The sequence below is a fragment of the Nocardia tenerifensis NBRC 101015 genome, from assembly GCF_000308715.1.
Lineage (GTDB): Bacteria > Actinomycetota > Actinomycetes > Mycobacteriales > Mycobacteriaceae > Nocardia > Nocardia tenerifensis.
Map to the genome: position 1 here is coordinate 1 of NZ_BAGH01000558.1, position 12638 is coordinate 12638.

The 12638-nt window shown below is 69.8% G+C and carries 13 protein-coding genes and 2 pseudogenes; 7 read left to right on the forward strand and 8 right to left on the reverse strand.

Annotated features, from left to right (window positions below; all coding sequences use genetic code 11):
* Positions 1-720: LysR substrate-binding domain-containing protein (locus ON39_RS36580; RefSeq protein WP_040740991.1), on the forward strand; the 720-nt coding region annotated here is incomplete at its 5' end.
* A 183-nt stretch (positions 721-903) separates the two neighbouring features.
* Here the strand turns inward: ON39_RS36580 and ON39_RS36585 are convergent.
* Complete coding sequence (locus tag ON39_RS36585) at positions 904-1824, reverse strand: DMT family transporter (protein WP_051187562.1); 921 nt, start codon at positions 1822-1824, stop codon at positions 904-906.
* 281 nt (positions 1825-2105) lie between these two features.
* Between ON39_RS36585 and ON39_RS51585 the strand changes: the two are divergent.
* Positions 2106-2276, forward strand: a pseudogene (locus tag ON39_RS51585) (NAD(P)-binding protein); the annotation flags it as partial.
* A 271-nt stretch (positions 2277-2547) separates the two neighbouring features.
* Positions 2548-3567: an FAD-dependent oxidoreductase gene (locus ON39_RS47800; protein ID WP_040740992.1), complete on the forward strand. Its 1020-nt coding sequence runs from the start codon at positions 2548-2550 to the stop codon at positions 3565-3567.
* 32 nt (positions 3568-3599) lie between these two features.
* Here ON39_RS47800 and ON39_RS36595 read toward each other — a convergent pair whose 3' ends face one another.
* Complete coding sequence (locus ON39_RS36595) at positions 3600-4634, reverse strand: alpha/beta hydrolase (RefSeq protein WP_040740994.1); 1035 nt, start codon at positions 4632-4634, stop codon at positions 3600-3602.
* Positions 4635-4801: 167 nt separating this feature from the next.
* Here ON39_RS36595 and ON39_RS36600 point away from each other — a divergent pair, with 167 nt between their 5' ends.
* Positions 4802-5551 (forward strand): copper homeostasis protein CutC, encoded by a 750-nt coding sequence (locus tag ON39_RS36600; protein ID WP_040741001.1) that lies wholly within the window; start codon positions 4802-4804, stop codon positions 5549-5551.
* Between the two features lie 69 nt (positions 5552-5620).
* On the opposite strand, the gene ON39_RS36605 is transcribed toward ON39_RS36600, so the two are convergent.
* The 3 genes from ON39_RS36605 to ON39_RS36615 all read right to left on the reverse strand — a co-directional run bounded on the left by ON39_RS36605 (position 5621) and on the right by ON39_RS36615 (position 8859).
* Entirely contained in the window at positions 5621-6529 is a 909-nt protein-coding gene (locus tag ON39_RS36605; protein ID WP_040741002.1) for a cutinase family protein, read from the reverse strand.
* A 146-nt stretch (positions 6530-6675) separates the two neighbouring features.
* Complete coding sequence (locus ON39_RS36610) at positions 6676-7842, reverse strand: fatty acid desaturase family protein (protein WP_246002667.1); 1167 nt, start codon at positions 7840-7842, stop codon at positions 6676-6678.
* 213 nt (positions 7843-8055) lie between these two features.
* Complete coding sequence (locus ON39_RS36615; RefSeq protein ID WP_051187561.1) at positions 8056-8859, reverse strand: IclR family transcriptional regulator; 804 nt, start codon at positions 8857-8859, stop codon at positions 8056-8058.
* Between the two features lie 484 nt (positions 8860-9343).
* Here ON39_RS36615 and ON39_RS36620 point away from each other — a divergent pair, with 484 nt between their 5' ends.
* Complete coding sequence (locus ON39_RS36620) at positions 9344-9544, forward strand: DUF5988 family protein (protein ID WP_146250988.1); 201 nt, start codon at positions 9344-9346, stop codon at positions 9542-9544.
* A 35-nt stretch (positions 9545-9579) separates the two neighbouring features.
* On the forward strand, positions 9580-10149 hold the full coding sequence (locus ON39_RS36625) for a GNAT family N-acetyltransferase (RefSeq protein WP_040741005.1): 570 nt from the start codon (positions 9580-9582) through the stop codon (positions 10147-10149).
* Between the two features lie 61 nt (positions 10150-10210).
* Here the strand turns inward: ON39_RS36625 and ON39_RS36630 are convergent, their stop codons facing one another.
* The 3 genes from ON39_RS36630 to ON39_RS36645 form a co-directional block, all read right to left on the reverse strand.
* Positions 10211-10531, reverse strand: coding sequence for a hypothetical protein (locus tag ON39_RS36630; protein ID WP_040740996.1), 321 nt, complete (start codon positions 10529-10531; stop codon positions 10211-10213).
* A gap of 89 nt (positions 10532-10620) precedes the next feature.
* A complete protein-coding gene (locus ON39_RS36635; RefSeq protein WP_040741006.1) occupies positions 10621-11634 on the reverse strand; it encodes an NAD(P)-dependent alcohol dehydrogenase in 1014 nt (337 codons plus the stop codon).
* Between the two features lie 347 nt (positions 11635-11981).
* On the reverse strand, positions 11982-12203 hold the full coding sequence (locus tag ON39_RS36645) for a hypothetical protein (RefSeq protein WP_040740998.1): 222 nt from the start codon (positions 12201-12203) through the stop codon (positions 11982-11984).
* Positions 12204-12221: 18 nt separating this feature from the next.
* Between ON39_RS36645 and ON39_RS36650 the strand changes: the two are divergent.
* Positions 12222-12638 (forward strand): annotated as a pseudogene (locus tag ON39_RS36650) (hypothetical protein); the annotation flags it as partial.

Sequence of the window (12638 nt, forward strand, 5' to 3'; positions counted from 1 at the left end):
GCGCCGACGCCGTTCGCGCTGCGCACCGCGCCCCGGGTGCGCTCGCTGCTCGACGAGGCCGCGGCGTTGGTCGTCGCCGATCGGGCGGTCGCCGTCGCGGATCTGCGGCGCACCTTCACGATTCGCATCAACGACGGCGTCGCCGCGACCCTGGCGACCGCGGCGGTCGAGGCCACCGCGGCCGTCGCCCCCGGTGTCACGCTGCGATTCGTCACGGAGGGCAGCGAGAGCCTCGAGGCGCTGCGCGACGGCTCGGTCGACCTCGACATCGGCGCCGACGACGCCGCCGCGCCCGATATGCGGACCGCCGTGCTGTACCGCGAACGCATGGCCGGCATCGTCCGCGCGAGCGGTCCGCTGGGCCGCCAGCGCCGTCCGACCCTCGCACAGCTCTGCCGCTACCCCCACGTCTCCGCCTCCCGCCGCGGTCGCGCCCGCGGCCCCCTCGACGACGTCCTCGCGGCCGCCGGCCTGCAACGCCGCGTCGCCGCCGTCGTGCCCACCCACGCCGTCGCCGCTTTGCTGGTCTCCTCCAGCGACTACATCGGCCTGGTCCCCCACCGCCTCGCCCAGGAATACGGCAAACCCCTAGGCCTGCACTCCTTCCCCCTCCCCGCCGACCTCCCCGAAATAGAAATCCGCCTCCTCTGGCACGCCCGCCTGGACGCCGACCCCGCCCAACGCTGGCTCCGCGACACCCTCCGCGAGGCCCTCGGCTAGTCCGCGCGGCCAGGCACCAACCGCCGCACCCTCTCTATGAACCCGCGGCTAGTCCGCGCGGCCAGCGCCAACCGCCGCACCCTCTCTAGGGATCCGCACTCTCTCTAGGGCCCCAGAGAGAGTGCGGACCCCGAGAGCCAGTGCGGGGTGTCGACGGGCGCGCTCAGTTCGCCTGCGGTGGTCTTACCCGCGGTGGTCGGCTAGTTCTTGGTGTTCGGCTCGAGGGGTTTCGAGTTGGGTGGCGTTGCCGAAGACCGCGACCGCTACCGCCCCGCCTATGGCTAGGACGAAGCCCAGGATGGCCAGCCAGGCCAGGCCGGGGCGGGAGGTGTCGCCGAGCAGGAGGACGCCGATGATGCCGGGGATGACTGTCTCGCCTACGACGAGGGCCGCGGTGGCGCCGTTCACCGAGCCCAGTTGCAGGGCGACGGTGTGGAGATAGAAGCCGCCTATTCCGGCGATCGCGATGGTCCAGGCGGCGGGGTCGGTCAGTAGGGTCGGGATGTTCAGGGGGTCGATGCCCTGCACGATGCGTACGGCGATTGCCAAGGCGCCGAACAGCATTCCGGCGGCCAGACCGGCGGCCACCGCGCCGCGGGAACCCAGTCGCCGCACGACGAGCTGGCTCACGGCGAACAGGGCGACCAAGGCGATCAGGACGCCCCAGTGCAGGACCGGATCGTCGCTGCCGCCGCCCTCGTGTCCGGCGGCGGCGCCGAGCACGGCGAGCGCGAGGATCACGGTGCAGATCGCGAGCCAGTCGCGCAGTCGCAGCCGGATGCCGAGCACGAAGATGCCGAGCACGGCGGTGATGATCAGGTTCGCGCTCATGATCGTCTGCGACAGGAACAGCGGAATCAGGCGCGCGGACACCGCGTTTCCCGCGAAGCCGACCACGTCCAGCACGCTGCCGACGATGAACCACACCGTGAGCACGGCCGCGACGGTCGAGGCGACGGTGGGCGCCCCGGTCTCGGTCACCTGCCCGCCGGCACCCCGCGCCGCCGCCGCGTCGGCCGACCGCCGCGCGGCGTAAGCCTGCAAAACTGACCCGGCCCCGTACCCCACGCACGCGAGGAACGCGGCGATCAACCCGATCAGCACCCGACCACCACCCACACCGTTTTCTCCACGCCCGAAGATAACGCCGCCCACGCCGGTCGCGGCGAAGCCCCCGCCCGCGACCGGGCGCACCGAGGCGAAGATCACTCTCGACCGACCGATCGGTCACCTACAGGCGTTCATCGTCCGCAGGCGCGGATGACCCCGCAAACCTGGACACCAGCGGTGCACTCGCGGTGCTCGCGAGCTGGAAAGCGCTCAGCCCGATGGCATCGGTCCCGCATACTCGTAATCGCGGGCCCGTTCGCCCCATAGGAGTTCCCATGGACCTCACCGCACCTATCTGCGTCGTGGGCGCGGGCCAGAGCGGCATATTGACGGCCGCGAGACTACGAAAACTCGGCTTCGTGCATATCGACATCTTCGAGGCGGGCTTGCAGCTCGGCGGCTACTGCCAGACGATCGACGTCGACGGCGAGATCTACGATTTCCAATCACATCTCGTCATTCAGCAAGCGTTCGGCGCCGACATAGCGGGGACGGCCCTGGACGAACTGCTGCGCGACCACCCGGTGCAGTCGCACACCGAGACGCTCTACTTCGTCGGCAGATCCGACTCCGGCACACCGCAACTGGCCGTGCCGCCGCATTTCGTGCCGCTGTTCCAGACCCCTGACTGCCGAGCAGGTAATCGATCAGCTGGTCGAGGCCTGGAACATCATCGAGCGCTCGGTCCGCGACCGGCACGCGCCCGGCCCGGGCGGCTTGGCCTTCGATCGCATCCCCGGCGAGACCTGGGAAACGTACCGGGCGCGCCACTCGCCGCTGGTCGGCGAGGCGCTCCAAGGCTTGGTCCTCTACGCGAACATGCGCAGGCCACGCCAGCCCGCCGAAACCGTCATCAATATCAATGCCCATATCTCCGGGCACGTTTCGCAGCTCGTCAAGTTGGCGCTGTCACTGTATCCGGCCCGGCGACAAGACCTGCTCGACCGTATGCCGCCCTCGCTGCTCGCGCAGCTGAGCTCCCGTCGGCCCGTCAGCCTGAGCTTCCGACGGGGGTTCGTCAGTTTTCTACGCCGGATAGCCGATGATCACCGGCTCCAGGTAAGGCCCGACAGCAAGGTGACCGGAGTGGAACCCGTTGCGCCGGAGGGCGTTCGGGTCACCGTGGACGATGGGCGCAGCGCGATCTACGCGCGCGTGGTGGTGACCACACGGCCCACGCAGATCCGGGACCTCTTCCCCACCGGGGATATCCACGAACTCTTCGCCGAGCGAAACTGCCCTCGCGCCTGGACCCGCAGCTACCTCATCCGCGCAGACGAGGAACTCATCGACTTTCCGCGACGGCCCGATGCCGATGCGCCCCTCGGGTTCTGGGTGATCGACCCGTACGGCAGCTACACCGACACCGACCCGGACCAGGCCATGCACCGCATCACCGCCGCCAACAAGCAGCACCCGGGCCCGTACTGGGTCTGCTTCAGCAACTCCGACACCTCGATCTCCGACGCCGAGGCCTGGTCACTGGCCAGAGACAGCCTATTCCTGTTCCCCGAGCCGGAATTGATCGCCGAAACCATCGCCGAGTGGCCCGCCTACCCGAGCGCCGAAGCCGTCCGCGAGGGCTGGTTCGACCGAGTCGCCGCCCGCCAAGGCCGCCACGGCATCTACTTCGTCGGCGAGATCCTCTCCGGCCCCACCGCCGAATGCATCAGCTCCTTCGTCGACACCGCAATCCCACAATGGTTCACACCCCCCGAAACCCCCACACCCCACTGACTCCACCCGTTGATACCGAAACTCGCCCTGCCTCAGCGTGTTTCCCCAAGCCGCCGCGCAAGCCAAGCCAGCGACAACGGATAGCGATAATCGATCCCCCCGTGTGCGGCATCCAACAACTCGAAGTTGATGACGCCCGCATCCACCCCAGCCTCGAGCAGCGCCTCCCGGAACGCCTCCCCGCCGATATCCAGATACCACTCGTCCCGGATGCCGCCGTCGATCCAGATCGCCCGCATCGACCGCATGGCCTCGGCGTGCGCGGGCACCATGCGGACCGGATCCCACGCCAGCCACCGTTGCCACACTTCAGGTTTCAGCACTCCCGTGCGCGGATCGAACGGCAGCTCCGGCCGTCCGTCCGAATCCGGCGAGAAGCAGGCCGAAACGCCGTACAGCGAGACGAGTGCGAAATCCTCGGGCTTGGTGAACGACACCCGCTGCCGAAACTCCGCCCACCACCGGTGGATGTCACCGTCGTAGGCCCGCAGGTGGCGCACCGCGTCGGCGAACTCGGGAAGGTAGCAGTACTCATAGAGCGCGTCTCCGGCGTGGGTCGCCAACGCGCCGAACAGATCCGGGCGCAGCATCGGGGTGATCATCGCGCCGAATCCGCCGCTGCTCTTGCCCATGATGGCGCGGTGGTCCCGATCGGCGACGGTGCGATAGTGCTCGTCCACCCAGGGCACCACCTCCTCGCAGAGGTACGAGTGGTACGCGCCCGTGCCCGCCGAGTCGACGAATTGGCTGCCGCCGTAGGCGGTCCAGGCATCGACGTACACGACGATCGCGGGCGGCGCCTCGCCGGTGGCGAACACCGCGTCGGCGGTCTCCGGGAACGGGCGCCGGAACGGCATCCGGTTGCGCCACATCTCGAGATGGCCGGAGTAGCCCTGGATCACGTAGATCGACGGATAGCGCCGATCGCCCTCGTCCGCGTAGCCCGGTGGCACGTAGACCCACAGCGGGCGCTCGTGCGGATCCCGCAATGGATTGTCACGCAGCAGCGCGCTGTCGAAGACGTGCTCGTCCAGGCGTCCGGCGAGCTCCGCAGACCAAGGCAACATTCGTCCCACAGTAGTCCGGCCACCCACCTCCCGCTACCTGTTTTCAGATGGAACGGATATCGGAATCGGTTGCGGTGCGGTACTTTTCAGACTGGAACGGGATGGGTGTCGGGCGGCGGGCGGCGTGGTTACCCGGTCGGGCGGTGGTGCCGGGGATACTCACCGCTATGCGCATCGAGATCAGTGTGGAGTCCTCGGATGGGGTTCGGGTCGCCGAAGAGGCGGGGGCGGACCGGGTGGAGTTGTGCTCGGGGTTGACCGATGGCGGGTTGACGCCGAGCGCCGGTCTGATGGAGGTCGCCGTGGCGCGGACCGTGCGAACCCAGGTGCACGTGTTGATCAGACCGCGGCCGGGGGATTTTCGGTACTCGGCGGACGAGCTCGCGGTGATGATGCGGGACATCCGCGTGGCTCGCGAGGCCGGCGCCGACGGGATCGTGGTCGGCGCGCTCGACGCGTCCGGGAACCTCGATCCGGTGTGCGCGGCGTTCCTCGAGGAGGCCGAGGGGCTCGAGACCACGCTGCACCGGGCGATCGACGTTTGCGCGTCCTCGCAGCGGGCGCTGGACCAGGCCATCGAGTTCGGCTTCACGCGCGTGCTGACCTCGGGCCGCGAGCACTCGGTGCTCGACGGCGCGGGCCTGATCAAGGAACTGGTGCGGCAGGCGGACGGCGCGATCCAGGTGATGGCGTGCGGCGGCGTCCGGGCGTCGCTCGCGCCCAGGATCATTCAGGCGACGGAGGTCGACGACCTGCACGCGGCCGTCCGCACGGCGGTGCCGGGCGCGGCGCAGAGCGCGGCGCTGTTCGCCGGAGTCGGCGTCCCCGAGGGCTACGACCGGTGGGACGCCGATCCTGGCGAGGTCAAGGTGCTTTGCGATATAGCCCGCAGCCATAATTCGCGCGCGAGGAAGTGAATCGCCCGCGGCGGCAAGCAGATCGAGCAAGTACGGTCCGGCCGCGCGGGCGGCCGGACCTCGATCGGCTCAGTTGCGGGTCGCCTCGATGAGACGCTGCCGCAGCCAGGTGAGCGGGGTGGCGCCGCCGCCGATGGCGTAGGAGGGGTAGCTCTGGTGGATCCCGGATTTCAAGAAGTCGTCGACCTGGCGCTTGCGCTCCTCGTAGGCGGAGTTGTTGAGCTGGTCGGCGAGCAGCCCGAGCCCGCCGGCCGCGAGCGCGTCGGCGATGAGCGCGTTGGCCTGCTGCTGATAGCTGCCGAACATCGCCGGGTTCGGGTTCGAGATCTGCGCGAACAGACCGGCGAAGCGCGCGGCGAAGTCGCCGTCCGGTGTCGCGCAGTACAGATCGCCGGCGGCGCAGAAGGTGTAGGTCTGCGGGCTGAGCCAGCCGAAGCCGTTCAAGCGCGAACCGCCCGCGCCCGCGCCGCCGACGGGCGGGCCGATCAGGGTGTCGGTGGGCGAACGCTTCGGATCGGAGATGAGCCCGACCAGCGCGACGCGACTCGGCGGCACGACGCTCAGACCAGTGCCGATCTCCGAGGCGAGGTCACCGGCCGCGTCCGCGCCCTGGCTGTAGCCGAGCAGCGCGAAACGCGTGCTCTCACAGCGCAACGCCATCTCGGCGACCAGTCCGCGCGCGTGGTCCACGGCCTCCTGCTTGGAGCGCCCGTAGACGTCGCCTTCCCACGGGAACGCGGTGGCGGGGTACACCACGTAGTCGGTGCGGACATTGCCGGGCAGGTTGTCGGCGACCGCGGCCAGCATCCCCTTGCCGGGGTCGGTGTTCGAGGTCTCCCACGTGCCGGGGACCGCGACCACATACATATTCGGGCAGTCCTGCGGGGCGGCCTGCGCGGTCGACGCCACGCCGACCGGTAGGGCCGTCGTGACCATCGCTGCCGCGCAGGCGGCGGTGTTCTTCCATCGCGAAAGCATCGTGTACTCCGTGTTCACTGCCGGGCGCGGTCGCCCGGTCGGCGACGGCGCTCTGGAAATGTCAATTATCGTCGGGAGCGTCCCCGCAGATGGAATCAGTGTCCCCAGAAAACCCTTTCGACGCCAGCCGATCCGGCGGCCGTGTCTCAGTCGGACTCCCGCCCGGCGAGCGAACCGGTGGCGACGGCTTCTCGGGCGAGGCCGCCGCCGACACCTCGGCCGACGGTGTGCAGATGCCGTAGCGCCTGCGCGTAGGAGTCGAGAAGGTTTGTCTCGCAGTAGGGTACGCCGATCTCCCCGCAGAACCGCGCGACCAGCGGCTGGGCCTTGCGCAGATTGGGTCGCGGCATGGACGGGAAGAGGTGGTGCTCGATCTGGTAGTTCAGTCCGCCGAGCGCCAGGTCGACGACGCGTCCGCCGCGGACGTTGCGCGAGGTGAGCACCTGACGGCGCAGGAAATCGGTGGCGTCGTCCTCGGCCAGCACCGCCATGCCCTTGTGGTTGGGCGCGAACGTGCAGCCCATGTAGAACCCGAACAGCCCCTGCTGCACCAGCACGAACGCCACCGCCTTGGCGGGCGAGAGCACCAGGAACACCGCGGCGAGATAGCCGGCGGCGTGCGCGGCCAGCAACACGCCCTCCCAGAACCGGTTCGGGATGGCCCACCGCAGCACGGCCCGCACGCTGGCGTAGTGCAGGCTGCCCGCCTCGAGCAGCAGCATCGGGAAGAACAACCACCCCTGATGGCGGAAGATGAAGCCGCGCACACCTTTACCGGTGCGCGCTCGCTCGTCGGAGTGGGCGAGGATCCCCATGATGTCGGGGTCCGCGCCCTCGGTGTTGGGGTGGGCGTGATGCCGGTTGTGGTTGCTGGTCCACCAGCCGATGCTCAGCCCGATCGCGAGATTGCCCGCGATCAGGCCGTAAAGGTAATTGGCCCGGCGGGTTCGGAAGATCTGCCGGTGCCCCGCGTCGTGGCCGAGGAACGCGAGCTGGGCGAACACCGCCGCCAGGAACGCGGCGACGGCCAGCTGCCACCATGATTCGCCGAGCGCGACGAACGCCGCCCACCCGGCCGCGAACGCCCCCGCGACGGCCGCGGTCTTGGCGAGGTAGTAGCGCGGCCGGCGATCCAGCAGGCCCGCGTGCCGGACCCGGCGCAGCAGGACCGCGTACTCGCTGCCGCGCGCCGGCACGGGGGTCGCCGGCTGGGCGGCGGCCGGTCCGCCGAAGTCCTTGCGGTCCAACACGACCGCGCCGAGCGCGGAGGCGGAGCTCGGCGCCGCCGAGCCGGTCGATCTTCCTGTTACCACGGGGCGCCTGCGCATCCTGCTAGCAGTGGTGTTCCTTGGGCTCTAACTGTGGTCGGTCATGTCGCGGCCGCCGACACCGGGTGTCGGAAAACCCGCACCGGAATGTCCGGTCCGCCGTCCTACAGCATCGAGCGGTGCGGCCACGAGCAGATGAACAGACGTCCGGACCGGCGACACATTCGCGTGACAACTCCGGCCCGATCATCGCCCGGCTCAACAGGTCCGGCGCACGTCGTCCTGCCGCGCCGGTCCCCGCCGGGCATACGCCGCGGCCCGCATCGCCACCGAGACGGCGAAGGCGGTCCGCCGGATCAGCGCGCTCGCCCGCCCCACGTCCAGGCCCGACGTGGTGTCGCCGATGGCCACCGCCGCGATCGGCCGACGGCGCTGCCCGTCGAGCACCGGGCTCGCGACACAGCGGACCCCGCGGGCGAATTCCCCGTCGCTGACGGCGATTCCGTCGTCGCGCACCGCGACGAGCTGTTCGTTCAGCACCTCGAGGTCGGTGATCGATCGCGAGGTCGCCGCGGCGAGCGCGCCGCGCCGGGTGGCCTCGAACGGGCTGTCCGGCGCGTAGGCCAGCAGGACCTTGCCGATGGCCGTGCAGTGCGCCGGCGCGAAGCTGCGGCCGTAGGACGGTGTCCGGGCGGTCATGTGACCGTAGATCCGTTCCAGGTAGCGCACCTCCGCGCCGGCCTGCACACCGAGGGAGACCATCCCCCCGGTGCGCACGTGCAGGTCGACCAGGAAGGGCACGGCCGACGCGCGCAGCAACTCCTGGTCCTCCGGCAGCGCCGCGATATGCACGAGCCGCGGCCCGACGACGTACCCGACGTCCTGCCGCTCGACCAGACCGTTCGCGCTGAGCAGCCGGAGCAGGCGCCAGACCGTGGTCTTCGGTATGCCGGCCCACCGCGCGATGTTCGACAGGGCCACCGGAGCCGACTGATCCCCGAGCAGATCGAGCACGCGCGCCGCCCGGCTCACCACATCGCCGGTGCCCGAGGTGTCAACCATCGAACCGGTGCTCTGCCCGTGGACGCGCCGTATTCGACGATATGGCACGACAATTACGCACATCCGTGACCAGCTGTTTCCACCGTGGCGCATTCGACATCTGCTGCCCCCTTATGAAGCGAATTCCGATCCCGCGAATCCGCACTTTACGGCACCTTCCACGTAAAGCGGCACTTCCGGACAGGGGTTTGCACGTACACCGTGCAAAGGAGGTCCGTGCAGCTCGGAGCGGGTTTCCGGCGCGAAAGCGCATTCCGCGACAACCGTTGTCGCACTCGCGCACGCGACGCATTTCGGATGATTCCAGCCTTTATGGCCCGGTCACAGCGGATTCGCCGCAATAACCAACAACCGCGTACTCGAGGCACGTTCCATGGCGTGGAACGCGCACTTCGGCGCGTCCATCGCGCTGCCTAGGGTCTCGGGTAACCGGGATGCTCCCGGCCTTTCGGCAACGGCAAGACAGGTGATCACCGTGTCACAGATGGTCCCAATCGTCCTGGTCGGCGGACCCTCCACCGAGCCCCAGCTCTGGCACGTCGACGAGGCCGACCTGTCCGCGCCCGTCACAGTGCCGCGCATGAGCGGGTACGAACACTTCGACCCGACCGGCTTCGACGTCGAGCTCGACGGCCGCCACTTCCCGGTCTACCTCTGGTCCTTCCGGACGCACGTCGCCGAGTGATGCGGACGCGATTCTGCAACGGCTACCGTTCGACGATGCCGGAGATCTCGATACCGCGGCCACCGCTCACCGATGGCGTTGTCACGCTGCGACTGTGGCGGGCCGCCGACGTTCCCCAGCGATTGGCCGGGTACACCGATCCGCAGTTCGAGCGGTTCTCGCTGCCCTCGGCCGGTGAACTCACCGAGGCGCGCGTGCGCGCGCAGCTCGAGCACGACGAGCGCGAGCGCTTGCTCGGCACGAAGGTGGGCCTCGCGATCGTCGACGCCGCCGACGACGATCGGGTGTGGGGTGGCTGCTCGCTGTATGACATCGACCTCGAGCACCGGCGCGCGGGCGTCGGCTACTGGCTCGCGGCGCACGCGCGCGGACGTGGCGCGGCCACCAGAACCGTTGGGCTGCTGGCACAGTGGGCCTTCGCCGGGCTCGGCCTCGCGCGCCTGGAGCTGACCTGCTCCCCCGAGAACATCGCCTCGCAGCGCGTCGCCGAGCGCGCCGGCTTCGTGCGCGAGGGAATCCTGCGCTCGCACATCCGTTTCGGCGACGAGCGACGTGACAGCGTGCTGTTCAGTCTGCTGCCGGAGGACTCGCGCGGAACAGAGTGAAGGCTCCGCCGAGGCGGCGGAGCCTTCTTCGCGAACGGGGTCAGCGATCTTGTGAACAGTGTCAGCGGTACAGCCAGACGCCCCCGCCGCCGAGCGCGATGACCCGGTCCAGCTGATGCGGCACGCCGTTGTCGTCGTTCTGCGTGCAGTCGTACGGGAACAGCGAGTAGTGCCCGTCGCCGCCGCTGCACATGATCGGGCGGCTGGTGCCGTACGGGCTGATGACGATCCGCGAGGAGAGGCGCAGATTGTTCTGGGACATGAACTCGCCGGACCAGTCGTGCCGATTGGCGAGTTCGCTGCTGGGGTCGGCGGCGGCCATCGGAGCGGCGAACAGCAGAGCGGCGGCACCGATACCTATACACGCGAGCATTCGTTTCATACGGTGACTATCGGTCATGCGGGCGGACTATTACACGTGCCCGAGGCGCACGGTGCACATCGGCAGCGGCTGAAAGGTCGCGCGGGGTGTCAGCCGCCCGGGCGCACGATCGGCTTGATCGAGCCCGGGTCGGTGCGCGCGCTGGTCAGTGCGCGCTCCACCTCATCGAGGCCGAATCGGCCGGTGACCAGGCGATCGAGGTCGACGCGGCCGGTCGCCGCGAGCTCGATCGCGGTCGGCCAGGTGTTGGCATAGCGGAAGGTGCCGGTCAGTTCGAGCTCGTACTCCTGCACCCGGGGCAGCGGCAGCGGCACGTCGTCGCCGCCCATGCCGACGAGCACGACGCGGCCCGCCCGCACCACGAGACGCACCGCCGCGCCGATGGCGGCGGGGTGGCCGGAGCATTCCAGCAGCACGCTCGGCTCGAAGCCGAGGGCGCTCAGTTCCGTGACGCCGACGTCCACCGCGCGGGTGCACCCCAACTCGGTGGCCAGCGCGAGCCGCCGCGGGTTCACATCGGTGATCACCACCTCCGTCGCGCCGAAGGCCAGGGCCGTCTGCGCGGCGACGAGCCCGATCGGTCCCGCGCCGTTCACCAGCACCCGATCGCCCCGGGCGACCCGCGCCTTGCGGCACGCCCAGACGCCGACCGAGAGCGGCTCGAGCAGCGCGGCGGCCTCGTCGGTGAGCGCGTCGGGGACCGGGTGCGCGAATTCCTCGTGCAGCACGACGTATTCGCAGAACGCGCCGTCGATCGGGGGCGTGCCGAAGAATCGCATGGCCGGGCACAGGTTGTAGCGGCCCGCGCGGCACTGTGCGCAGGTGAGGTCGGGTACGCCGGGTTCGAGCGAAACCCGTTGGCCCACCGCGTGCCGCCGCGCGTTCGAGCCGAGCCCGACGACCACGCCGGCGGCCTCGTGGCCGAGCACCAGCGGTCCCTCGACCACGTGCGCGCCGATCCGGCCGTGCTTGTAGTAGTGCACGTCGGAGCCGCACACGCCGACGGCCCGCACCTCGATCAGCACCTCGGCCGGGCCGGGCTGGGGCACAGGGCGTTCCACGATCTCGATCTCGCCGACCGCCGCGAGCACCGCTGCGCGCATGTCGTCACCGCCTCTCGGAGCCGCCGCGCCGCCGATGGTGCGCCGCACGTGCCGCATCGATCAGATCATCGAAGATCGTGCGCGCGCAGCGGAATGCGCCGGTTCGCGCGACCACGCCGCGCAATGCGCCAGTTGCCGCGACCACACCACGGAAACCTGCCGGTGCACGCGACCACGCACTGGAATACGCCAGTTCCCGCGACCACGCCGCGGAATGAGCCGGTTCGCGCGACCACGCCGCGCAATGAGCCGGTTCGCGCGACCACGCCGCGGAATGAGCCGGTTCGCGCGATCACACCGCGGAATACGCCAGTTGCCGCAACCACGCAGCGACTGCACGATTGCGCTCAGCGCCGGAACAGCCGCCCACGCCAGCCCGTCTTCGGTTGCGGCGCGACCGTTTCCGCGTCCGCCTGCGCCGAGGTCGCCTGCGCGAATCGCACATGCAGTTGCTCGCGAACCTGATCCGGCGTGTACGCGCGGCGGCGGCGCTCGGCGCGCACGACCACGACTCCGGTGGCGACCACGCCGGCCGCACCCGCCAATCCCACTGCCTTCCACCACCTCATACCGCATAGGCTACGGCCATGACGGGGACGAGCATCACTCTCGACCGGGCGCTCGAGCTCACGCGAACGGGCGACATCTGGCTGTTCCGCGGGCATTCGGCGGCCGACCGGGCGATCCGGATGACGACGAACAGTCCGGTGAATCATGTCGGCATGTCGGTGGTGATCGATGATCTGCCCGCGCTCATCTGGCACGCCGAGCTCGGGCGTTCGCTGCCCGACATGTGGTCGGGCACCGCGCACCGCGGCGTCCAGCTGCACAATCTGCGCGACGCGGTACTGGTGTGGGCGCACCGCTACGGGCAGCGAGCCTGGCTGCGCCAGCTGAATTCGCCGGTCACCCGCGAGATGGAGGACGGCCTGCTGCGCGCCATCGCCCGGCTCGACGGCACCCCGTTCCCCTCCACCGCGGGCCTGGCCGGGCGCTGGCTGCGC